The sequence below is a fragment of the Limnoraphis robusta BA-68 BA1 genome (assembly GCF_034932365.1).
Taxonomy (GTDB): Bacteria; Cyanobacteriota; Cyanobacteriia; order Cyanobacteriales; family Microcoleaceae; genus Capilliphycus; species Capilliphycus robustus.
In genome coordinates, this window is record NZ_JAYGHR010000068.1 from 64555 (window position 1) to 87977 (window position 23423).

18 protein-coding genes are annotated in these 23423 nt (G+C 40.6%); 13 read left to right on the plus strand and 5 right to left on the minus strand.

Features of this window, described 5'->3' with window-relative positions; translation table 11 throughout:
• Positions 1 to 8 precede the first annotated feature (8 nt).
• Together VB836_RS18585 and VB836_RS18590 are read right to left on the minus strand one after the other, a co-directional pair.
• The gene (locus tag VB836_RS18585) at positions 9 to 1517 is read right to left on the minus strand and encodes an NADH-quinone oxidoreductase subunit M (RefSeq protein WP_323221444.1); all 1509 of its coding nucleotides are present in this window, start codon (positions 1515 to 1517) and stop codon (positions 9 to 11) included.
• Positions 1518 to 1616: 99 nt separating this feature from the next.
• Positions 1617 to 3488, minus strand: a complete 1872-nt coding sequence (locus tag VB836_RS18590; protein WP_323221445.1) for an NAD(P)H-quinone oxidoreductase subunit F — start codon at positions 3486 to 3488, stop codon at positions 1617 to 1619.
• A 372-nt stretch (positions 3489 to 3860) separates the two neighbouring features.
• On the opposite strand from VB836_RS18590, the gene VB836_RS18595 reads away from it, so the two are divergent.
• The gene (locus VB836_RS18595; RefSeq protein WP_323221447.1) at positions 3861 to 4178 is read left to right on the plus strand and encodes a P-II family nitrogen regulator; all 318 of its coding nucleotides are present in this window, start codon (positions 3861 to 3863) and stop codon (positions 4176 to 4178) included.
• A 77-nt stretch (positions 4179 to 4255) separates the two neighbouring features.
• On the opposite strand, the gene VB836_RS18600 is transcribed toward VB836_RS18595, so the two are convergent.
• Entirely contained in the window at positions 4256 to 5230 is a 975-nt protein-coding gene (locus VB836_RS18600; protein WP_046279157.1) for a sodium-dependent bicarbonate transport family permease, read from the minus strand.
• A 749-nt stretch (positions 5231 to 5979) separates the two neighbouring features.
• On the opposite strand from VB836_RS18600, the gene VB836_RS18605 reads away from it, so the two are divergent.
• The 7 genes from VB836_RS18605 to VB836_RS18635 all read left to right on the plus strand — a co-directional run bounded on the left by VB836_RS18605 (position 5980) and on the right by VB836_RS18635 (position 13411).
• Positions 5980 to 6291 (plus strand): carbon dioxide-concentrating mechanism protein CcmK, encoded by a 312-nt coding sequence (locus tag VB836_RS18605; protein WP_009785181.1) that lies wholly within the window; start codon positions 5980 to 5982, stop codon positions 6289 to 6291.
• 178 nt (positions 6292 to 6469) lie between these two features.
• A complete protein-coding gene (locus VB836_RS18610; protein ID WP_046278580.1) occupies positions 6470 to 6811 on the plus strand; it encodes a carbon dioxide-concentrating mechanism protein CcmK in 342 nt (113 codons plus the stop codon).
• Between the two features lie 231 nt (positions 6812 to 7042).
• Complete coding sequence (locus tag VB836_RS18615) at positions 7043 to 7345, plus strand: EutN/CcmL family microcompartment protein (RefSeq protein WP_046278581.1); 303 nt, start codon at positions 7043 to 7045, stop codon at positions 7343 to 7345.
• A gap of 83 nt (positions 7346 to 7428) precedes the next feature.
• Positions 7429 to 9087: a ribulose bisphosphate carboxylase small subunit gene (locus VB836_RS18620; RefSeq protein WP_323221450.1), complete on the plus strand. Its 1659-nt coding sequence runs from the start codon at positions 7429 to 7431 to the stop codon at positions 9085 to 9087.
• Positions 9088 to 9125: 38 nt separating this feature from the next.
• Entirely contained in the window at positions 9126 to 9758 is a 633-nt protein-coding gene (locus VB836_RS18625; protein WP_323221452.1) for an LbetaH domain-containing protein, read from the plus strand.
• Between the two features lie 211 nt (positions 9759 to 9969).
• Positions 9970 to 10746: a BMC domain-containing protein gene (locus tag VB836_RS18630; protein WP_046278584.1), complete on the plus strand. Its 777-nt coding sequence runs from the start codon at positions 9970 to 9972 to the stop codon at positions 10744 to 10746.
• A gap of 397 nt (positions 10747 to 11143) precedes the next feature.
• Positions 11144 to 13411: a heavy metal translocating P-type ATPase gene (locus VB836_RS18635; RefSeq protein WP_323221455.1), complete on the plus strand. Its 2268-nt coding sequence runs from the start codon at positions 11144 to 11146 to the stop codon at positions 13409 to 13411.
• Between the two features lie 51 nt (positions 13412 to 13462).
• On the opposite strand, the gene VB836_RS18640 is transcribed toward VB836_RS18635, so the two are convergent.
• Positions 13463 to 17155 (minus strand): helicase-related protein, encoded by a 3693-nt coding sequence (locus VB836_RS18640; protein ID WP_323221457.1) that lies wholly within the window; start codon positions 17153 to 17155, stop codon positions 13463 to 13465.
• Entirely contained in the window at positions 17152 to 20184 is a 3033-nt protein-coding gene (locus VB836_RS18645) for a hypothetical protein (RefSeq protein ID WP_323221459.1), read from the minus strand. The genes VB836_RS18640 and VB836_RS18645 overlap by 4 nt, the downstream gene beginning before the upstream one ends.
• Before the next feature lie 469 nt (positions 20185 to 20653).
• Between VB836_RS18645 and VB836_RS18650 the strand changes: the two genes are divergently transcribed.
• The 5 genes from VB836_RS18650 to VB836_RS18670 all read left to right on the plus strand — a co-directional run bounded on the left by VB836_RS18650 (position 20654) and on the right by VB836_RS18670 (position 23153).
• Entirely contained in the window at positions 20654 to 21163 is a 510-nt protein-coding gene (locus tag VB836_RS18650; RefSeq protein ID WP_323221461.1) for a cupredoxin domain-containing protein, read from the plus strand.
• Between the two features lie 6 nt (positions 21164 to 21169).
• Positions 21170 to 21388 (plus strand): hypothetical protein, encoded by a 219-nt coding sequence (locus tag VB836_RS18655; protein ID WP_323221463.1) that lies wholly within the window; start codon positions 21170 to 21172, stop codon positions 21386 to 21388.
• A 154-nt stretch (positions 21389 to 21542) separates the two neighbouring features.
• Positions 21543 to 22100, plus strand: coding sequence for a multicopper oxidase domain-containing protein (locus tag VB836_RS18660; RefSeq protein WP_323221500.1), 558 nt, complete (start codon positions 21543 to 21545; stop codon positions 22098 to 22100).
• 133 nt (positions 22101 to 22233) lie between these two features.
• The gene (locus VB836_RS18665; protein WP_323221465.1) at positions 22234 to 22563 is read left to right on the plus strand and encodes a DUF2605 domain-containing protein; all 330 of its coding nucleotides are present in this window, start codon (positions 22234 to 22236) and stop codon (positions 22561 to 22563) included.
• A 284-nt stretch (positions 22564 to 22847) separates the two neighbouring features.
• Positions 22848 to 23153 carry a DUF2973 domain-containing protein gene (locus VB836_RS18670; protein ID WP_323221467.1) on the plus strand — a complete coding sequence of 102 codons (306 nt, stop codon included), beginning with the start codon at positions 22848 to 22850 and terminating at the stop codon, positions 23151 to 23153.
• Positions 23154 to 23423 lie beyond the last annotated feature (270 nt).

Sequence of the window (23423 nt, forward strand, 5' to 3'; positions counted from 1 at the left end):
TTTAATTATTATTTCAACCGATTTGTTGGGGAAGCATTGGCAACGGTAGCAGAAAGATTCACTAAAGCAGTGGTTGTCGTTTCACTTAAGTTAAGAAGTAAACTGGGTTGAATTCCCAAGATTGTAATAATCATAGCCAGAACCATAGCGGGAATGCGATCGCGCCATTGAACTTGTGGCAGATTGACAACCCAATCTGATAAACGTCCGAAAAAGACGCGGTTGATCATAATCAGGAAATACACCGAAGTTAAACCCGTTCCAATCATGCACAATAACGTTTGTACAGGAAACACTTCAATACTGCCGCGAAACACAATAAACTCCGAAATAAATCCAACTAAACCGGGAATTCCTGAACTTGCCATCACCGCTAGAATCATCAAACTGCCAATTAAAGGCAAGCCCCGTTCCGGGTTCAGTAGTCCACGCAACACATTTAAATCCCGACTTCCTGACTTTTTATAAACCACACCCACCAATAAAAACAGTAACCCCGAAATCAAACCATGACTCACCATTTGTACAACAGATCCGAGTAAACTCAAAGGCGTAGCAGCAGCGAATGCTAGCAGAATATAACCCATGTGAGCAATCGAACTATAAGCAACCATTTTCTTCATATCCGTTTGATAAATGGCGCAAAAACCCCCATACAATACACTGACAACCGCCCAACTCGCCATCCAAGGAGCGACAATTTGCCAAGCCTCGGGAAATAATCCCACCCCAAACCGTAATAAACCGTAGGTTCCTAACTTGAGTAAAACTCCAGCTAATAAGACAGAAATCGGTGTGGAAGCTTCAACGTGGGCGTCGGGTAGCCAAGTATGGAAAGGAACCAACGGAATTTTAATGCCAAACCCGACAACAATTCCAGTCAGTAAAATTAATTGCGTGCTAATCGGTAAAGTGGCAATTCCTAAAGATCCAGAACTCAGTATTGCTAAATCAAAATTGGGGGCGGAAGTCAGGAAAACAATTCCTAAAAAAGAAGCTAACACGAGAATACCGGAAACCGCCGTGTAAATTAAAAATTTAGTCGCGGCATAACCCCGTCGTTTACCACCCCAAATCGCAATTAACAAATAAAGTGGGATGAGTTCAAGTTCATAAAAGAGTAAAAATAGCAGCAGATTTTGAGCTAAAAATGTTCCAGCGATACCCGACGCAATGAACAAAATGAGAATATAGTAGAGTCGATGACGACTAATATTGCTGTCTGTACTCCAAATCGCAGTGCTAGTTAAAAGACCATTGAGAATAATCAAAGGCAATGACAAACCATCCAGCCCCAAATAGTAATTTAATCCCAAGGGTTCAATCCAAGGGATAAACTCACTCATCTGCAAGTCCGCAAAATCCGGGTTAAACAGACGGGCTAAAATCAGCGACCAAACAAACAAACTTCCGGCGCTCAAAAAGGCAACTTGACGGGCTTGTTTAGCAGTAAGCTGTGGCCAAAGTCCAATGATTGCAGCACCAATAATCGGTATCCAAATGAAAACACTTAACATGGAATATTTGTAATGTTTTGTTGGTAATTGGGTGGAAAAATAGAGGGAAAAAGAGTGAGAATGGCATCAAAAATCAGCAAAGCGTTCAATTGCAAATCTCTAAAATTGCCACAACATCAAAATGATCAGCAAACCTACTGCGATCGTAATGGTCAGAACATAAAATTGAGACTGACCCGAAATACTATATTTTAAGCCTTCACTACTTCCCAATGTGGCTAAACCCAAAGCGTTGACTACTCCATCGATAATATAGCGATCAACCCAAGCGCTAATTGCTGAAAGACGACTCACCAAAAAGACAACCGTGACATCGTAGAGTCGATCAATATAAAAGTCATAGGCTAACAGTTCTTGTACCGATTTCCAGGGTAGGCGAACAGGCCTTTCCACAACACCATAGAGATATATTGCCCCTCCCACTGCAACCCCAATCAAACCGGATATCCAGAGTAAAGGAACTGCCGTTTGATGAATCAGTTCAGTGATTCCAGAAGCGGGAATATCCCGTAAGGGTGCTGACCAACTCAGGAGTAATTGCCACTGTTGCAACATCAACGGGATCAGCAAAGTGACAATCGTCATGGAAACCATCGGTACCGCCATCTGCCAGGGAACTTCCGGTGTACGCCTGGTTTTGGGTTGGGGTTCACCCGTAAAGATTAAACCAAAAACTCGGGTTAAGTTCAGCGCTGTTAAGCCGTTCACCAGCAGCAAAATTAAAACTAACCACCAGGGAGTTTCCCAAAACCCACTCACCCAACGCCGCATCGTCCAAAATGTTCCCAAGGGTAGCACCGCAACCATTCCACTCGCACCGACGAGGTAAGCGGTTGTTGTCGCAGGCATCCGTGACCAGAGTCCCCCCATTTCAGTCATGTCTTGGGTACTGGTAGTCAGAATAATTGATCCGACGCTCATAAACAGCAAGGCTTTGGCAAGGGCATGAGTTAGGAGTAATAATAAGGCAATATCAACCTGTTTGAGTCCGACTGCGATGAAGACTAACCCCAGGTATGCGCTTGTAGAATGAGACAGGGCGCGTTTGATGTCAATTTGAGCGATCGCCACTAAACTCGCCCCAATAGCCGTAGCGCTTCCGAGCGCGATCAGAACGCCGTCGGTAATCGGTGAAAGGGCTAAAACGGGTTGCAGTTTGATCAGCACAAAAGCTCCGGCTGAAACGACAACGGAGTTTCGCATGATAGAGGCGGGGTTAGGGCCTTCCATTGCTTCATCGAGCCACAAGTGCAAGGGAAATTGGGCGCATTTTCCAATGGGGCCTGCAATTAGACCCAAACCGAGTAGAGTAGCTGTTAGGGGTTTTAATTCGGCAGTTTCAGCCCAAATTTCTAAGTCGGAGAAGCTTAAACTCCCGGATAATGCCGATAAAGCGACGACTCCCATTAATAGCAGTACATCTCCAACTCGCTTGGTGAGAAAGGCATCTCGGGCGGCGGTTACGACTAACGGTTGAGCATACCAGAATCCCACCAATAGATAGGTTGACAGGGTGAGCATTTCTAGCAACCCATAGGTGAGAAACATTGAATCACTTAAGGCAATCCCACTGATCGCCGCTTCAAAAAAGCCCAATAGGGTATAAAACCGAGCGATCGCCCAGTCTTTTTCCATGTATCCCAAGGCATAGAATTGAGCGACTAAACTCAATCCTGCCACTAATTCCATCGCTCCCACACTGACGGGGGAGATTTCGATAACAAAGGATATATCTAAGTCAGGGGCGGTTAACCACGAATAGGCTAGGTTTAAGGCGGGATGATTCCAAGTGATTCTAAACAGCAGTGAGCCGTGAATGAAGGCTAAGAGGGTCATCAATAAATTAATGTAGGCGGCAGGTCTTGGCCCTGTACGTCGGACTAGCCCCATTGCCCAAGGCAGGGTCAAAATCGCCCCGATCAATCCATAGAATGGTATACACCAACTCGTTTGTAGAAGGAACTGACTCATTGATAATGTTTCCTGAAATGGCTCCTATAATAGACTTTTTTAATGCTGATTATTTAATTTAATAATTCTCTCATCACTTGGGGTGTTCGTCTATACTCTCCTTCAAATCGACTCCATTGGAGTCGTCGGCATTCAAAAACAGATCAAGAAAAATCCTGACTTCAATTTCAGTCGGGGGTGAGTATTCCTCTGGCAGCAATCTCAGCAATTTGGGTAAAATGAACTTGAGAATCTCTCTCTCTTGTCATCTCTTCCCCTATCCAATTCTTAAATCTTTTCAGGGTATTAATGAATGAATTGGAAGACTCTGGTATGGGATTAATTATATCCCTATCAATTTGATAGAAACTTTATAAAAATGGAGTCAACATCATGCACCCTGTAACTCGCATAGAATTTCTTTCTGATGCTGTGGAAATGCACAAAATTTTGGATAGTTTAGATCGAGTCGGTGTCTCGAATTATACTGTCCTGCCCAACGTCCTCGGCAAAAGTCGGCAAGGTGAAGTCTTTGATGATATGGCAGTGACGGGTTTGGGAGGTCAGGTTTATATTATTTCCTATTGTCTCCCTGAGCAAGTCAAGACGGTTGTTGAAGAGATTCGACCTATCCTCAATAAGTTTGGCGGTTCTTGTTATATCTGTGATGCGATGGAAGTCCGTTCGGTTAAGTGTATTTCTTCCCTCTAACACCCAATTTCTTTAATATCTAGCCCGTCTTTTCGGTTAACATCTAGACGGGTTAGTGTTCAATCAATTCATCGATACTAAAGCCAAAATTGATTGATAATTCCCAGATAAATGGGAATGCCAACAATAATGTTGAAGGGGAATGTTAAAGCCAATGCCATTGAAATATACAAACTGGGGTTAGCTTCAGGAACCGACATTCGCATCGCGGCTGGAACGGCTATATAAGAGGCACTGGCACACAACACCGCAAATAATAAAGCGTTGCCTTTTGACATTCCAATTAAAGCGGCTATTAAAATCCCTACAATCGCGTTAAAAACGGGCATGAAAATCGAAAATCCTATTAAAAATGAGCCGCTTTTTTTCAAGTCTTGAATTCGACGAGCCGCCACCAGTCCCATGTCCAACAAGAAAAAGGTTAAAACGCCGTAAAACAGCTCTCCTGTAAAGGGTTCGAGACTTTCCCAACCTTGTTGACTGGTGACAATTCCCACGAACAAGCTGCCGACTAATAAGAAGACTGAACCGTTTAAGCAAGCTTCTCGTAAGACTTCTGAAACCGATAATTTTTCCTCGTTTTCTGAACGATTCGCGAACAGTTGAACTAGAAGCAGTCCGATGATAATAGCGGGAGATTCCATTAAGGCTAATGCCGCCACCATATGACCACCAAAATCAATTCCCAGTCGGCTTAAAAAGGAACTCGCGGTCACAAAAGTAACAGCACTAATGGAACCATAGGCGGCTGCAATTGCGGCGGAATTATAAATATCCAGTTTGAGTTTGAGAATAAAAAAAGAGTAAATGGGAACGATAGCAGCAACAATGATAGCGGCGAGTAAGGTGAGAGTAATTTCAGCATTGAGACCGCTTTCATGGATTTCATGTCCTCCTTTAAACCCAATTGCAAATAATAAATAAAGCGAAAAAAGTTTGGGGATAGGTTGGGGAATTTCTAAGTCTGATTTGAGAAAAACGGCACTCATCCCGATGAAAAAAAATAGGACGGGTGGATTGAGAATATTAGAAAGGATCAGACTTGCATTCATGGGCTATATAGATCAAAAAAACGGGCTACCCACTTCAGCAATCCGATTGTTTTGAATATCAGTTGAACTGAAACTGTTCTGACAATCGACCTTGCTAAAATTAGGTATTTTTACTAATTTTTTCTGTAAAAGTTAAAAAGTGTGAATAAACAATAAGTATATAAACAGCTCTTTGATTTTTACAAATCTACCATAAGAAACTCGACTCTGACAATGCAATGGTTCGAGAAGTTTTGTAATGAATAAAGTTTTTTAATTAAGTAATATATAGTTTGTAACGAAATCTGATGTAAATTTAAACAAAACTTCTTGACAGTTGCGATCAGTTGTTAGTCAAACAGAAATCAAAGGGATAAAATTTAGAAGTCGGGGTTGATCCGATGAACAAGCCAGATGAACTGAATCTAAGCAACTTTGACGAGATCAGTTGCCGAACTTCCTCAACTTTGAGAATCAAGTCGGGGTTTGAGGCAGTCACAGTTATGCTCATCTGAAAGTTGGGTAGAAGTAAACTTTTTTAATAAAATATTAATTTTTGTTACGCATTAACGATTTTAATTAACTTCATCAGCAAGAATAATAGAGATTTATATTGTCAAGGAAGACACAATTCTCCTATTCTATTAATCAGGGAGAAAGGTAAGAAGGGTTCTAGAAGCGAAAAATCGCAATTCTGGTTGTCATTCTACCGATTGGTCTAAAAATTTTACGCAGTTTGTGCTGCTTTTGTGTTCATTAGGAGTTAAACGATGTCAATCGCTGTTGGGATGATTGAAACCATAGGTTTTCCAGCCGTTGTAGAAGCGGCTGACTCAATGGTGAAAGCCGCCCGAGTCACCTTAGTTGGGTATGAAAAAATTGGAAGTGGTCGCGTAACCGTAATTGTTAGAGGCGATGTGTCTGAAGTTCAAGCCTCCGTTGCGGCGGGAATTGAGGCGGTAAAGCGCGTCAACGGCGGTGAAGTGTCATCAACCCACATTATTGCTCGTCCCCACGAAAACTTGGAATACGTTCTGCCCATCCGTTATACCGATGCAGTGGAACAGTTCCGGGCTTACTAAAATCATCATGCAGTTCAGATTCATCTGGACTCGCTTCACTCATCAGTCGTACAAGGCTCACCAGCAAGAGGCAAGCAGCAAGCAATGTCGCGGAAATTCCTCAAAGGAAACTGGTTAGTGAGTCAGTCTTGTACGACCTCAAAGTGTGTTCATTGAATTGTCAGATCAGGAGTTAAGTATGGCCATTGCAGTTGGCATGATTGAAACCTTGGGGTTTCCGGCTGTGGTAGAAGCAGCCGATTCGATGGTAAAAGCAGCTCGCGTTACTCTCGTGGGATATGAGAAAATCGGGAGTGGACGAGTAACGGTAATTGTGCGAGGAGATGTTTCAGAAGTACAAGCTTCTGTCTCAGCCGCCATGGAGACGGTGCGTCGAGTCCATGGGGGTCAAGTGCTATCGACTCATATTATTGCTCGTCCCCATGAAAATTTAGAGTACGTTCTGCCCATTCGTTATACCGAAGCCGTAGAACAATTCCGCGAAAGTGTCAGTGGAATTCGCTCACTCAACCGTCCCTAAAGACAAGTCAGTTTTAGAAAAACAGATAGGGAAAAGACCAGCAACTGATGATTCTGGTCAGCGAAGAGTTCGACAGTCGATTCTACTGTATTTTCCATTTAGACCTCGCACCAGCAGAGTCTAAATCTGATTGAACAGCAAAATCGCACAATTGCTGAACTCTTAACCTTTCTGGGTTGACGAGCTAATCATTTCCAAACTCACAAAATCGCACCTAAACCCGAAAAACCCATGAAAATTGCCAGAGTCATTGGCACCGTCGTCAGTACCCAAAAAGAGCCGAGTTTGAGAGGTTCAAAATTTCTACTGTTGCAATTCATTGATGAAACCGGAGAAACTCTCCCCGAATATGAAGTTGCCCTAGATTACGTCGGCGCAGGTTTTGACGAGTGGGTTCTCGTGACGAAAGGAAGTGCAGCTCGTCAAGTTCCCGGAAGCGAAACTCGTCCTAGTGACGCGGCTGTAGTAGCAATTATAGATACCATTACAGCGGGAAATCGTTCGCTCTACAGCAAAAAAGATCAGGAACGTTAGTTTCAACCTTGAGGCAAAATTCCTGAGCCATTCCACAACAAACAACAGAAAACTCATAAAGATTGATTAGGAGAAATTCAATTATGGCAGTCCGTAGTATAGCGGCTCCTCCCACACCCTGGTCAAAAAACTTAGCCGAGCCGAAAATCGATTCTACAGCCTACGTTCACTCCTTTTCTAACATCATTGGAGATGTGCGAATTGGAGCGAATGTTTTGGTTGCACCTGGAACCTCCATCCGCGCTGATGAGGGATTCCCCTTTTATATCGGCGAAAACTCCAACATCCAAGATGGAGTGGTCATTCATGGCTTAGAAGAAGGCCGAGTTAAAGGAGATGATGGTCAATCCTACTCCGTTTGGATTGGGAAAAATACCTCCATCACCCATATGTCCTTGATTCACGGCCCCGCCTATGTGGGAAATAACTGCTTCATCGGCTTCCGTTCCACCGTGTTTAACGCCCGAGTTGGAGATGGTTGCATTATCATGATGCACACCCTGATTCAAGATGTCGAAATTCCCTCGGGTAAATATGTCCCTTCCGGGGCAATTATCACCAACCAACAACAGGCTGATCGCTTACCCGATGTTAACGACGCTGATCTGAAGTTCTCCACTCATGTCATCGGAGTCAATCAAGCGCTAAAAGCGGGTTATAAATGCTCGGAAAATGCCGCTTGTATGACGGGTATTCGCAACGAAGTTAGCAATCCCGCCACTAACGGCGGTGGACGCGATCGCTCCTATGCCTATGCGAGTAGCGGTAGCCTCGATGCCAGCATTGTCGCACAGGTGAATCAACTGTTAGCTCAAGGCTACAAAATCGGCAGCGAACACGCCGACAAACGCCGCTTCCGCACCAGTTCTTGGCGCAGTTGCACCCCCATTGATTCTAACAACTCCAAAGACGTGATGGCAGCGCTTGAAGCCTGTTTACAAGAACATCAAGGGGAATATGTTCGTTTGTTGGGGATTGATCCTCAAGCCAAGCGTCGAGTCTTTGAGGAAATTATTCAACGTCCTGACGGCATCGTACAGAAATCCTCAAACGCTCAAGTATCAGCACCAGCATCCAGAGCTTCTGCACCGAGTCCGGCGAGTGCCTCCTTTGCCAGCAGCAGCATGAGTTCTAGCCTGAGCGAACAAATTAGTCAATTGTTGGCTCAAGGTTGCAAGATTGGTCTGGAAAGTGCCGATAAACGCCGCTTCCGTACCAGTTCTTGGAACAGTGGCCCCTCAATTGAATCGACTCGGGTTGCTGATGTGGTCGCACAAGTCCAAGGCTTCGTCAGTGAACATTCGGGAGAATACGTGCGGTTAATTGGGATTGATCCCAAAGCCAAACGTCGCGTGGTTGAAGAAATTATTCAACGTCCTGATGGCCCTGCCCAGTCTGCTCCTCAATCAACCATTGCACCGACTGCTCGCCCTGTTGCTTATCAGCCTGCGGCTTCCGTCAGTTCATCCAATGGGGGTGGTGTCAATTCAGAATTGATCACATCCGTTCGCAGCTTACTCGCTCAAGGCTACAAAATCGGGACTGAACACGCCGACAAACGCCGCTTCCGCACAGGCTCTTGGCACAGTTGCGCTCCCATTGAGTCAACCCGTGATTCTGAGGTGATTGCTGCTTTAGAAGGCTGCATGAAAGAACATAGCGGTGAGTATGTTCGGATGATTGGCATTGACCCCAAAGCCAAGCGTCGGGTGATGGAAGAGATTATCCAAAAACCGAACTGACTCAACTCAGCCTTGATATCTCTAGAGGTTCACACTCAATGTATAGGTCGCCACCGCAACTCCTGAACAATGCTTCTGTTTTCGTGAGTGGCGATGTTACCATCGACCCCAGTGTGGCGATCGCACCAGGAGTCATTCTCCAAGCTGATCCAGACAGTCAAATTGTGATTGCCACTGGGGTTTGTATTGGTATGGGAGTCATTGTCCATGCTCATCAGGGCCGGATAGAAGTTGAAGCCGGAGCAACGATTGGTGCAGGGGTTTTAGTGGTGGGTGATGGAACAATTGGGGCGAAAGCAAGTATCGGAGCCGAAGCAACTCTGCTCAATCCTGCGATCGCTGCCAAACAAGTTGTACCCGCAGGTACAATTATGGGGGATGAATCTCGTTGCGTCACGCTCTCTCCATCATCTGAGGAGAACAGTGATTCGGGATCAGTGGAGGAATCCCCCATTGATCAGGAGGAATATTCACAGTCTGGGAAACCTTCAGAAGTGTCGCCCGAAACATCGTCTACTTTAGACACCAAGGCGGCGACGGCTGTACAGGAATCCTCCAACCCTCCGGCAACAATTATCTACGGACAAGTTCATTTAAATCACTTGTTAGACACACTGCTTCCGCATCGCAAGTCTCTCAACAATTCCAAACCCAACGATCGCTCTCCCTAAAAAGTTAGTAAGATAAGGATAGGGAATTCCAAATTGGGCCTTGGGTTTCGCAGAGTCAGAGAACAGCACTTCGCGCTTACGGGTGAAGGGGTAAAAATAGACAACAGAATCAAGATTTTCCTGCTTTTGTGGACTGTCTCGGTATCCCGATGCCCCTTTGCCCAACTCCCTCGCTCTGAAATCCATAGTCCCCACTCCAACAATCGCCAGCATGGATGCACACCTGCAAAAATTTGTTTCCTCTCAACAGATGAAGCGACCCGAATACCAAGATATGGCTTTGGGTTTAGTTGAAACTCGCAGCTTTCCCGCTATTGTCGGGACGGCTGACATGATGCTGAAATCAGCAGGTGTTCATCTTGTCGGTTATGAAAAAATTGGCAGTGGGTACTGTACTGCCATTGTCCGGGGTCGCATTGCTGATATTCGGTTAGCTGTAGACACCGGAACCGATACTGCTAAACAGTTTAATCAATTTGTTTCGTCTCTGGTGATTGCCCGACCCCTTCCCAACCTAGAATATGTTTTACCGATTAGTGCGCGTTTATCTCAACTGGCTAGCAGTGGCGGTTATAGTCGTCTGAGTAACCGAGCAGTGGGTTTAGTCGAAACACGGGGTTTTCCGGCGATGGTGGGTGCTTGTGATGCGATGCTGAAAGCGGCGGAAGTTTATCTGGCCTCCTATGAAACCATTGGGGAAGCCTTATGTACGGCGATTATTCGGGGTTCTGTGGCGGATGTGGCGGTGGCGGTAGAAGCCGGAATGTTAGAAGCTGAACGCATTGGGGAATTAAACGCTGTGATGGTGATTCCTCGACCTTTAGATGATTTAGAACAAACTTTACCTCTGGCGAGTTGTTGGATAGAAGAAAAACGTCAACCGCTTAAATTCCCTGTGAATGTGAAAGAAACAGAGAAAGAAACGATTAAATTACCTGATTTAAAAGCACTCCCTCAACGCATCGAAGAAGACAATAATTATTTATAGCAGTCCGTTCTGAGTTGTGTGTAATATCTTTTTGCAAGAGGCAAAAGCGCAAACTTGCGGCCCGGCGGTTTCCGTCGAGAGCAAAGTTTGCAAGAGAGGCAAGAGGCAAGAGGCGCTCTTGGGAAGTCGTTTCAGACTTTTTATCAGCTTTTAGATTTCTCACAAATCATTTCTGATTGCTATATAATTTAAAATTTGGGAAACGGGAATAAGAGAAGAAAGACCACAAAGACACACCAGACACAAAGCGTAAACCTTGATGATCTTTGTGTTTTTTTGCGTCTAGATACTGCTATAAATTCCCTCTATCTAAAGAAATAGGTTAATATTCACCCCTTGACTCTCCAGTTGACTGGAGACTGTATCTTGAGAGCATACTTCTGATGGAGTCAAGGTGATGGAAACCATCTATTTGCGACTAAAAGGCATGGGGTGTGCTGCTTGTGCCAATAAAATTGATCGCGTTATTCACGAAATTCCCGGTGTAGCAGACTGTAACGTTAATTTTGGCGCAGAACAAGCCACCGTTCAGTATAATCCGAAACAAACTAATATTAAGACGATTCAAGAAGCGGTTACTGATGCGGGATATGGCGCGGAACCTCTAGAAAATACTCAAAATAGCCTCGAAGATCGGGATGAAGAAAACCGTCAAATTGCCCAAAAATTGAGGCGCAAAGTTATTATTAGTGCGGTTATTAGTAGTATTTTAATTATTGGAAGTTTACCGATGATGACGGGGTTAGAAATTCCGTTAATTCCGATGTGGTTACATAACCCCTGGTTGCAGCTTATTTTAACAACTCCGGTAATGTTTTGGTGTGGAAAAACCTTTTTTACAGGCGCGTGGAAAGGGTTAAAACGTCACAGTGCTGACATGAATACTTTAATTGCTGTCGGAACAGGTTCGGCTTACCTTTATTCGATATTTGTGACAATTTTTCCGGGATTTTTTATCAGTCAAGGGTTAAATGCGGATGTGTATTATGAGTCAGCCGCAGTGATTATTACTCTGATTTTACTCGGACAATTACTTGAACATCAAGCCAGAGGAAAAACATCTGAAGCCATTAGAAAATTGATGGGTTTACAAGCCAAAACAGCAAGGGTTGTCAGAGATGGAAAAGAAGTCGATATTCCGTTAGAAGCCGTTAATGTTGGAGATATTATTATTGTTCGTCCCGGTGAAAAAATACCCGTTGATGGTGAACTGATAGAAGGAGGTTCAACAATTGATGAATCAATGGTAACAGGGGAAAGTGTACCTGTTGAAAAGCAACCCGGAGATGACATTATTGGCGCGACAATTAATAAAACTGGAAGCTTTAAATTTCGGGCTTCGAGAGTGGGAAAAGATACCGTTTTAGCGCAAATTGTCCAACTGGTTCAACAGGCGCAAGGTTCAAAAGCACCCATTCAAAAATTAGCTGATCAAGTAACAGGTTGGTTTGTTCCGGTTGTGATTGGCATCGCGATTTTTACCTTTATTATTTGGTTTAATTTAACGGGGAATTTAACCCTAGCAACGTTAACCAGTGTCGGGGTTTTAATTATTGCTTGTCCTTGCGCGTTAGGATTAGCAACACCCACTTCTGTAATGGTAGGAACGGGATTAGGGGCAGAACACGGTATCTTAATTAAAGGCGCAGAAAGCTTAGAACTCGCTCACAAAATTCAAACGATTATTCTCGATAAAACCGGAACCTTAACCGCCGGAAAACCAACAGTTACCAACTATATTACCACAGGAGGAACCACCAATGATAACGAATTAAAACTCTTACGATTAGTCGCCGCAGTTGAACGTAAATCAGAACATCCTTTAGCCGAAGCGATTGTACAATATGCTGAATCTCAAGGAGTTGATTTTCCCTTACCTGAACCTGAAGACTTTGAAGGCATGACAGGAATGGGAGTTCAAGGTTATGTTTCAGATCGATTTGTTCAAATTGGAACGAGTCGCTGGATGGGAGAATTAGGCGTTGATATTAAACCCTTAAAACTGTTTCAAGAACAATGGGAAACCGAAGGCAAAACAACTGCTTGGATAGCCGTTGATGGTACAATAGAAGGAGTAATGGGGATTGCTGATACCCTCAAACCCTCTTCAGAAAATGCGATCAAAACCTTAAAAAGAATGGGGTTAGAAGTGGTGATGATTACCGGAGATAATCAAAAAACGGCTGAAGCCATTGCTTCACAAGTGGGAATAGAAAGAGTCTTTGCAGAAGTTCGTCCCGAACAAAAAGCAGATTTAGTAAAATCGATTCAAAAAGAAAAGAAAAGAAAAGGAGAAAATCATCGAATTGTGGCGATGGTTGGAGATGGAATTAATGACGCACCTGCCCTCGCTCAAGCTGATGTGGGAATTGCCATCGGTACCGGAACAGATGTGGCGATCGCAGCCGGAGATATTACTTTAATTTCTGGAGAATTAACAGGAATTGCCACTGCAATTAAACTGAGTCGCGCCACGTTGAAAAATATTCGCCAAAATCTGTTTTTTGCCTTTATTTATAACACCGCAGGAATTCCCATCGCTGCTGGAATTCTCTATCCGTTCTTTGGCTTGTTACTTAATCCAATTATCGCCGGAGGTGCGATGGCAATGAGTTCAGTTTCTGTCGTGACAAATGCCTTGCGTTTACGGAACTTTAAACTGTAATCGTGGTCTTGAAAAATTCTTAGATTAGACTCTAGATACTTGAAATTAAATCTAATCTTGATGAGCAAGAATTAAATTTAGGATATTCAATTCATTAGAGGTTAAAAAATACTTATCTGTGAAAAGTTTACTTCTCATCTCATTCAGGCTGTAACTTCTAAAAACCAGCCAAGGGAAATCTTTGTATTTATGACCAATTGGCAGAATATTACTAACAGGATATAGAGAACTAATATAGGTTGCTAGAAGATCTCGAAATCTTTGATCTTCTGGTTCTTCATCATTGCTAGAAAAATATTGACTCATCGCCTCACCTGTAATAAATGTAAATAACGGCAGAGCATAATATTGATCAAAGTACAGGCTATTTTGTTCAAATTTTTGCGTCTTATTCGGTTGCTCCTCCAGTAAGTTGACTAACTCTATTGCTTCATTAAGAGCAGAGCGGATACTTTCTGGATAAGCCGGACTATTTTTTATTTCTAACATCTGATGCAATAATTTACCGTTATTAAAAGTAACAATATCTTGTCCAATCCGCATTTTATACTTTTCCTCTACCGTTCTACCCGCGAGAGGAACCACTAATAAGCTACCATTAATATAACCCGATTGAATGGGAGTAAAGCCAAGTAAACTATCTAAAGTTGTATTGATTAAATCTGAAAATTTTGTCGAAAATGACTCTCGCAATTCTAGATAGGACAGTCCTTGATCTTCTTTAAAAGCTAATCCATTCCCTATATTGATATCGACTGAATTTAACAGACCTTCTAAGCTAGAATAAACTTCTTTCAAAAGTTCATCATTAGGACGTTTACGTTGTTCCTTTTTGAGTTGTTTAATCAGCATACTCATCTTGCTGCTAAAAGTTTGACCCGCAGCAAACACTGACTTTCCACCTATGGGAATCATCATAAAATAACTTCCACCAATATTACCAGAGCCAAAAATTCGGGTCATTATGGAAGTCTTTAAAATTAGGATAATATTCAAAAGGTTTAGACGAGTTTCCTGCAAGGATAGTTCTTGCTCATCGCTAGAGTTTTGTAAGGATGACTGAGGGTTTTTGGGGTAATACACAATTTGTTCAGATAAATAAAAAACTAACTCCTTGTCTTGACTATCCAGAGTTTTTTGAATACCATCTTCTTCGTAATATCCACGACCTCTATAGATTACCTGAATTACTTCCATTAGGTTTTTTTCAATTTCAAAACGAGGGATATCAACCAGAATATGTTTGGCTTTAGGAAATGATAAACCTCGACTGGCTGAAGCCGTCATAAAGATGACTTTTACTTGATTTTGCTTCAGGGGAATTTGTTTCTTTTCGTATTCAGAAAGACTTGCGTGAATTTCTAAGTAGTCTTCATATTGTTTAAACTCACCCTGCTGCTCTCTAATTTTTTCAATGAGGTCAGCCAATCTCTGCTTATCCTGAATGTAAACAATGACTTGAGCAGAATTAGGTTTATTTAAAAAAGTCTTGATGTCTTCTACAATTTCCTCCTGAACACGTTTTTCTAAGTCATATTTTTTTATTCGGTAAAGATTTTCATTAAATTTAATAGATTCTATAAAAATTTTATATTTTATTTCTAAACTTTTAGCTGGATAAGAGTTGGCATTAATAACGGTAGCATCTAATCCATTAAACTGGAATGATTGCACAGACAAAGGTAAATTCTTAGAAGTAACTTTTCTAAAAAAGATTTTATTGGGTTCTGCGGAAGTTTCCTCTAGATGCTGCTTAATTACATCTGGATCAACAATTGAAGCATCAGCTACAATAATTTTTGTGTTAAAACCATGTTGACTGTCAATTACTTCATATTTTTTTAAGAGCCTACTCATTCCGTTGAGAAACTCTACTCCACTATCATCGCCTGTGATTTCATCAATCATAATAAATAAATTCTTAATTTTACTAGAGATTTTTTTCATCTCAGCAGGAACTACAATTCCTTCTGTAGAGTTATAAGCATCTTTAAAGATTTTTTCAAAATGATCTAAAGTATCTTTTCCACTTTGAGTTTTCTTTAAAGATTGAATAGAAACTGTCGCTACTATGTTCTGGGATAGATCACATTTAATAGCCGTATAGATGGCTTGGCAAATACTATATAAAACACCTTTATTGTGTGGACCTATATCTTGAATTTGATCTTCCGTTAGTCTGCCAAGATTTTTGGATAATGAGGTAGAGGTTAATTCATTGGTTTGATTAATAAAATGTATAGTCTGCTCTATAAAATCATCTGTACGCTCGTTTGACAAATAATTTACAGTAAATTTTCCATCGTTATTTTTAATCAAATTAGCTGATGTAGTCAGCGTAAATATTCGGTCATCATCCAGTAAATTTGTTTGTTGATTTTTAAATTTTTCGATAATGTCTAGGTTAACTTGTTTTCTAGGACTGACGTAGAAAAATAAAAACCCTTCATCTAGACAATTTTTGCTTTTTAAAAAGTTAGCAATTGCTGTCGTTTTACCAATACCAGGATTACCTGTTAAAAAAATGTAGGTAGCATCAGAACTCAATGCTTTAGTAATGAGTTCAGCATGAGCGTTTCTCAGATCTAAATCTGGAGTGACTTGCAATTGTTTTGCTAAATCAGGCGGAATTATATCTATGGAGTTACAAAAATCTTTTATACGCTCTTGATGAAGAATAGATGTTATCCCATCTTTAGCAACTTTTGAAAACTTATTCAGAAAATCTCTACCATTTTCAAAGCTCTTAGCCGCATTGCGCTGAATTTGTCGTAAAACGTTCTTACGAGCATCTTTAATTTCTTCATCTTTTGGCTCGTGCTTGTAAATTTGGGAACAGGTTTCTAAAATATCTAAATTATCTCTATTAAGAGACATAGCACTAATACCACGATCACTATATCCTACTACATTAAAAATAACTGGTGTTTCCTCTGTTAGTAAACCCTGAGATTGCAAAAATTGAAAGAAACTATAGCTATAGCTACCTGCTTGAATTAACTTAGCAGTTTCTTTATCTTCTCGCTTGAAAGCTTTAAAGTAACCCTTAAGATTTTTGGATAAATTCAATTCAGCATTCTTTGTATCTATTCCTAAATTAGAAAAAACACTTTTGGATTTCAAGTAGCTAATCTCGCTGAGTAACAGCTTTCGTAGTACCTCGACGTTATCTACATCAACTAAATCCTGAATTGATTTAATCGAAAATATTGAATAATCTATGCACAGAACCCTAAACTGCTTACTACAACGGATTAGCATGATTGTATCTGCATTCAAAAATTCTCCTTTTTTTGAAAATTTGGCGATATCAACTTCTATATCTCCAAACTGTGCTAAAACTTCCTTGAATGACTTTTCTTCACCTTTAGTATAAGTTCCTAAACTGTTATCATCAGAAAAACAGCACTGGTAGTATAAAATTTCTAAACGCTTTAGCTGATGTTTACTCCAACCTGTAGATTTAATGTATTCACTGAATAAATTTAACCCCGCTAGAAAACCTTTTTGTAGAAAAAAGGTACTCCACTTGCCAATAATTTGTCTATTTTGTTCGCTAATAACTTGTTCTTTATCGGCTAACCGTCTAATCATTTTCGGAAAACTTAGCTGCGGCAAATCTTGCTGATATAATTCCCCAAATTTATGAGATAATTGATTTTGTTCAATATAGGCAAGCATCCCAATATTGAACCCTACTTCAAACAAACGACCTAACTCTTGTCCTAAAGTTGATTTAATCATGTTTCTTCACTCTCAGGTTGTACGTTTAAAGCTTTTCTAACTTCTGTTAAAAAGGCTAAGGAATTAAATTTAACTCCACCTGTCATGTGTTTAAATATGGATAAAGCTCCAACACTATCATCCCCAATTAAATTTTCGTGGGGATCAAGTTTTAAGTTGATCTTAGTGCTACCTGCTTCATATCGAGAAAAATGATAGAGAGTAAGCATTTGGAGAATTTCATTTTTTAAAGGAGTATCATAGATCAAGCCTTCCCGAATGTCTTGATCATCTAATACGCCTTCATAGAGGTTCAAGAGTGTAGCGTAGGAAATAACCCCGTTATAGTTTTTTTCATTACCCACTTGAATTCCGTTAAATAGATTAAAAAATACGACGGCTTGTTTGCTTGGATCTTTTACCAAAGTTTCTAATTCTGCGACATCTTGTATATACAAAGAACTAGCTGTTAAATTTTGAAGCTTCACCGCATAATATTTATCATAGAAAATAGGATAAATTTTCATATCTTCTCTTTGTCCCTTTAAATGCCGCAAAACCGCTTTCTTCATAAAATATAACTCTTCATCTTCTTCAGTTTTTGTCATCTTCAAAGTCGTTGAATACGGGGATTTAGCAATGTATAAAACTTGTCTAAAACCTTGTTGATAAAGCCGATCAAATTCATCAATCAGAATATCAGGACGGCTATGAATTTCTTGGCTATTATAGTTATCAGAGAAAGTTCCAATCATGTATAAGCGAATAGAACCATCATCTTGACGCTGCACTTCTATCATTTCTCCCATTAAGTTAGCAATTTTATAATCACTCGATTTGGCGCGATCGCACTCTCGACTTGATACGACAATAATTGCTAATTTATCGAGTGTTGGTTTAGTAGAAGACTGACTCAACCTAAATATTTTAGGAAGAACAGAGTACAGGGAACTCAAAGCATTGGAAACTTTATAGGGTTTGATGTCTTTGATGTATAAACCTTGGGAATTGAAATGATGTTTTTCGTTCAATAAATGAGATAAAACTGCGAACATAGAGCGGAAAAATTTTTCTTCCGGTGAGGGTTCTTGCTTATCATTCAAATGCCACCTTAAAATCGGGATAAATAACCTGCGTTTCGATGCGTCAAGCAAAATTTTTAGACTGATATAAGCAAGTAAAGCAAAAGTAACTTGATAAACAAAGGCTTGGTGTGATTCTAAGTTATGAAATATTTCTTTTCTAAGACGTTCGTGATTATAATTAAACACCAAAAGCTTTTGTTTATCAAAACTCTTCTTATAAATTCCTCTACACTGATCTTCTTGAGGAACTAAAAGGACAGGTATAGTATAGACTTCACTTAAATCGTATTCCATACTGAAGCTTTGACTCTCGTTAGTAGAGAAATAGTGAATCTCACTAATCTGGATATTAGCTGTTAATGTACACAGTGAAGTCGTGTTGACATTGGCAGAATCAACTGATATATACTTCAGAGCAGCTTTAGGATTTTCTCTCAAGACACTTTGGAAGAAATTGCTATCTTTAGATATTGTGCTAAAATCTTCCTCCAAAATTCCTTTTTTCAGACTAATATGAATCGGATAACTTCTCGGTTGTAAAATTGATTTTCTCTCAAGTATGGTCAGTAGCATTGTTTTTAGCTTTTCTATTTTATTGCTAGCCTGATATGTCTCAACTCCTCTTTTAATTCCTCGCAGAATACTTTTCTTTTTATTTTCATCAGATCCCTGTAAGATAGGTAATACTTTTTCTTCAAAAGTTTTTCTAGGATCGTATTCTAAGTCTGATTCAGGAGTATATCCCTCAGTTGAAGGATCAATAGTCGCAAATACAAAGTAATATAATAGGGTTAGTCTTAATACCTTTTTAACAAAAAATTCTTTTTTAAATGGACTTTGCAGTTCTTCTTGATGTTCTTTACTATTGGGATATAGCAAGTTAAGGTTATAATCAATGACAGGCTTTCCACCACGAGCCTGAACTTTCCCACCTAACTTAAGCTTCAGCCCAAAGATAAATTGTTGTCTACCTTGATGCTCATCTTTAGTTTCTCCAAGATAACCAACTATTAAAGGAATAATAGGCAGTTCATCAAAAGCGTTAGATTCAGAAAAAATTGTTCGATAATTTAATGATATTCCTGCATAGTTAACATCATAGTAGCCGTCTACTTTGTCAATATCGTTAATATAATCTTCTATTAATCTCAGTCGGCGGATAAAATCTTCTAGATAGATAATATCCTTATGATTACCTAAATGTTCTTTCAAAAATTCTAAATACTTAATTTTTGCTTCTCTTTGAACTTTCCCAAGTGCTTCTGTATCCATTAACCGTCTTAAACGGTAAAGATCGGATGTGTGAGACTTTAAATCTTCTACTAAATACTCAAGAATATAGTTGAGGTCTTCTTGCTGGTCTGGAGAAAAGCTAAGACCTATAAAATTTTTTAGGCTTGCTTGTAATTGTTCGTCAAACTTACCCGTATTTTCTATGGTAATTGTTAGCTTATGAAACTTCAGCAATGGATCGCTACTAGCCGTTTTAGATTGTAAACTTAAACGTTGTTTTTGAAGATTGTCATATTTTTTCTCAAAATTATACCGAAAATTAATCTGGTTACTTTTGCTTTTAAATTGATTGATATCGGTCGCTAAATTTTCAATAAACTTTTCTAAATCTATTGCTTCACTTCCTGTAGTCAAGAGAGATTCTATATGCTGTTTTAAACCGTCTCTAATCTGCTGAACTTGACTAATAAAATGAGATTTAAAACCCCGACTAAGGTTGACTGTAGCTGACTTAGCGCTGCTGCCAGAACCTCCCAAGGGATTCTCAACAGTTGTAGAAGCTACCTGAAAAGCTATTTCATCAAGATCAATCAGCAATCGGTTATTATCTTGAGATAAACTGAAGGGATTTTTAGTCTGTTGATTTTGCAGTAGTTGTAAAATCTTAGTGAACAAGTCACTGTAGTTTACACGAACCAGACCATTATCACCCTCTTGTAAAGTATTAACCATGTCTACTCCTTCTAATTGGGGTTCAAACTTTCTAAGTGTTAAACTCTATTGAAAACGTTCATGGCAAAGCAGTGACGCTTACTTTCCACCGATTCTCCGTCATCAAGGATGAGATCAGTTTGAAGCATGGGGGGTTCCGACTCAACAACGGCAGTTTTGGCAGTAATTTGTGGATTGTTGTCAGTGATCATGTTCTATCCCCGCAACAGTTGGGTGATTTTTTTCTAGTGTAGCGCTGATTGGAGTGTAAGTTTGATTTATTTTTCAACCTCTCACCGAGCATATCGATATGACTCCTCTCACTCTCAAATGCCCCACTTGCCGAACCCTATTCTGATTTCGATACCCTTGCACCTGAAAACTTGGACAGATGGCAAGCCCAAAAGCTTTTGTTTTGGCTTAAAATTTGTTTAAGTCCCTGTAAGAGTGAAAACTGCTATAAATGTCAACCCTAACGGAGATTCAAATCATGCTAAAATATCAGAAAACAGGATTATATTTCAGTCAGATTTTACTCTCTTTAATTCTAGCAAATTCTGTACAAGCTTTTTCTTCAGAATCCCATTCTCAAACTACCGAAAAATTTCGCCAAATTCAACAACCGATTCCCGTAAAAATTGCAGTCACAGCCGCAGGTTTAGGGTTAATAGGATTAGAAATTTGGTGGTTTATGTTTAGTAAACCTAAAGCCAAACAAGCCACCCAAATTCAAGACACTCAAGAACTCGAAATTCTCGTTGATGGCGGATACGAACCCAACAGAATAACGGTTAATTCGGGTCAACCCGTTCGTTTAAAATTTTACCGCAAAGATCCCAGTCATTGTTTAGATAAAGTTCTGTTTCCTGATTTCAATATCTCCAAAGATTTACCCCTGGATAAAACCACAACCGTTGAATTTACACCTGACAAACCGGGAGAATATACGTTTAGTTGCGGGATGAATATGGTTCGAGGAACTTTGGAAGTTCGAGGATAAACTCATATGATAAACCGCCGAAAATTTATCACCTTAAGCGGCTCTACAGCCAGCGCTATTTTCTTAACGCAATGTGTTTCTAATTCTCTCAAAGCACAATCGAACAATTCTTCGATTCAAAGTAGTGTTGAAAATTTGTTAGATGTCACTTTGGAAGCGAGTTTTGATCGGGTTTCTATTGCTGGACAGCAGGCAAAACTGTTAAGTTATAGCGCTTCGCGCTAGGCAAGAGGCAAAAGCGCAAAGTGCGGTCTTGGGGTCTCCCCAAGTAGAGCAACTTTGCAATCTTAGGCAAAAGGCACTCTTGGGGGGAAAATTCGGTATAGTCAGGCTTTTGGCTGTTCTTCGTGCCTGGAATTTGTAAGTATACCAGCGCGAACTGCTATATAACGGACAAATTCCCGGGCCAAGACTGGAAGCAAAACCCGGAGATACCATCCGAATTAACTTCACTAATAAACTCTCACAGCCCACCAATTTACACTATCACGGTTTGCACATTTCGCCCACAGGAAACGCCGATAATGTCTTTTTACATATCCCACCGGGGGAAAGTTTTACCTATGAGTTTACCCTGGCTAAAAATCATCCATCTGGAACGTTTTGGTATCATCCCCATTTGCACGGTTTAGTTGCAGAACAACTTTTTGGGGGTTTAGCAGGTTTATTAATAGTAAGGGGTGAATTTGATGAAATTCCCGAAATTAAAGCCGCACAAGAACAATTTTATGATGGAATGCCTGACTCGCTAAAAGGCAATCCAGCGTCTCTAGGTATTCTTGTCCCTGACTTGGGCTGGACAAACTGCAAGTACAGGTATTTGTTGTTCTGTCAACTCGACGAAATAGGAAGCCCAAACAGTGATGTTTGGAATCTCCGTCATGCACGGGCGGAGAGGATGTCAAAAACTATCCACCTGTACAGTGAACAGTTGTAGGGGAAATTGATGAATTCCCCCTACCAGTCACCTGTCCCCTATTTCCCCTATTCTGAAAGATTTCTTAAAATCAATGTTACAAAACTTAAAGAGTGTTAAGATAGGGTCTTAGTAAGTCGCAGAATAATGATCCATGCTCAGTCCCAATCTGCCCGAACCCGAACTCCTAAAAACCATATTGCAACCCCTGTTAGAAGACTTCCAGTATTGGTTTGAGCGATCGCGTCACCTGTTTGAAACAGAAGACATACCCTTTCTGAGTCAGAAACAGCAAATCGATTTGCTGGAGCGGGTGAAGCAAGCTCAAAAGGAAGTGACGACGGCTAAAGCCCTGTTTAAAGCCACAAATAGTCAAGTCGGTGTTGAAATGAGCGTATTGATGCCCTGGCATCAACTTCTAACAGAATGCTGGCAGGTTAGCACTCGCTTTCGCTTAGAACAGTCCAAAGGTGTAGAAAATTAGGAATAGGCGGTAAAAAGTCGTCAGATTGGTGATCTTGGACAAAAAACTGAGTAAGTGTCGCCCTCAGTGAGCAACTGTGACCCATTTAATAGTCTTATCGCTTGCTCTGTAAAATAGATGTGATCACTCCACTCCGCTATCTGCGAGTAAGAGTATGTCAAAATCTATGTAGTGCTGATGGAAGTTGACGACTGGAAAGACTGTTCAGATTTACTGATGATTATTCATTTTAAAAAATTTTTGTTACTGCTCTGTGCAAACTCATAAGTTCAAAGGAGAACACGATGTTACACCTGATTTACATCCTAGCTTTTACAATCCTCGCTTTTTTGGCTGTGCGTAATTTAATTCACAGTTTGATTGTTGTTGGTATGGACTCTCAGCGTTCCCCCATGTCTAGAAATTCCTATGGTAGTAGCTCCTCCGGCTGGCTGCAAGGCGTTCCTCATCCTGAACTTTTAGATGAGTCAGGTCATGTCGTGAAAGAACCTTTGCTGGTGATGCGATCTTTATCCATACAAGAAGCTCGTAATCAACTCGATAGTTTATACCAGTCTTCTCCAAGTTCTAGCGAAGAAGCATCAGAATAAAAGTTGTAAAACTCTACTAAAATTCATTAGCGAGATGTTTCTTGAAGTTTAGGGATTTACACGATGGAATCTTCGCTCGTGTTAACTTGTGTTAGTGAGGGTTCTTGAATTGTTTAAGAAATATTAAAAGGACTTCAGACCCGAGACTCACCAACAACAGGCTCACCGCAGCGACTCTGCACAGCCAATCTAAATAAAAGTTATCAACTCAGCACCCCAATTTACGGATTGGGGTGTATAATCATGTAGCGTCTTAGTTAAGATTCTAGA

Bases quoted from the DNA above. Each gene is read 5' to 3' on its own strand.
- VB836_RS18585 (WP_323221444.1), bottom strand. From the start codon at position 1,517: ATGTTAAGTGTTTTCATTTGGATACCGATTATTGGTGCTGCAATCATT.
- VB836_RS18590 (WP_323221445.1), bottom strand. From the start codon at position 3,488: ATGAGTCAGTTCCTTCTACAAACGAGTTGGTGTATACCATTCTATGGA.
- VB836_RS18595 (WP_323221447.1), top strand. From the start codon at position 3,861: ATGCACCCTGTAACTCGCATAGAATTTCTTTCTGATGCTGTGGAAATG.
- VB836_RS18600 (WP_046279157.1), bottom strand. From the start codon at position 5,230: ATGAATGCAAGTCTGATCCTTTCTAATATTCTCAATCCACCCGTCCTA.
- VB836_RS18605 (WP_009785181.1), top strand. From the start codon at position 5,980: ATGTCAATCGCTGTTGGGATGATTGAAACCATAGGTTTTCCAGCCGTT.
- VB836_RS18610 (WP_046278580.1), top strand. From the start codon at position 6,470: ATGGCCATTGCAGTTGGCATGATTGAAACCTTGGGGTTTCCGGCTGTG.
- VB836_RS18615 (WP_046278581.1), top strand. From the start codon at position 7,043: ATGAAAATTGCCAGAGTCATTGGCACCGTCGTCAGTACCCAAAAAGAG.
- VB836_RS18620 (WP_323221450.1), top strand. From the start codon at position 7,429: ATGGCAGTCCGTAGTATAGCGGCTCCTCCCACACCCTGGTCAAAAAAC.
- VB836_RS18625 (WP_323221452.1), top strand. From the start codon at position 9,126: ATGTATAGGTCGCCACCGCAACTCCTGAACAATGCTTCTGTTTTCGTG.
- VB836_RS18630 (WP_046278584.1), top strand. From the start codon at position 9,970: ATGGATGCACACCTGCAAAAATTTGTTTCCTCTCAACAGATGAAGCGA.
- VB836_RS18635 (WP_323221455.1), top strand. From the start codon at position 11,144: ATGGAAACCATCTATTTGCGACTAAAAGGCATGGGGTGTGCTGCTTGT.
- VB836_RS18640 (WP_323221457.1), bottom strand. From the start codon at position 17,155: ATGATTAAATCAACTTTAGGACAAGAGTTAGGTCGTTTGTTTGAAGTA.
- VB836_RS18645 (WP_323221459.1), bottom strand. From the start codon at position 20,184: ATGGTTAATACTTTACAAGAGGGTGATAATGGTCTGGTTCGTGTAAAC.
- VB836_RS18650 (WP_323221461.1), top strand. From the start codon at position 20,654: ATGCTAAAATATCAGAAAACAGGATTATATTTCAGTCAGATTTTACTC.
- VB836_RS18655 (WP_323221463.1), top strand. From the start codon at position 21,170: ATGATAAACCGCCGAAAATTTATCACCTTAAGCGGCTCTACAGCCAGC.
- VB836_RS18665 (WP_323221465.1), top strand. From the start codon at position 22,234: ATGCTCAGTCCCAATCTGCCCGAACCCGAACTCCTAAAAACCATATTG.
- VB836_RS18670 (WP_323221467.1), top strand. From the start codon at position 22,848: ATGTTACACCTGATTTACATCCTAGCTTTTACAATCCTCGCTTTTTTG.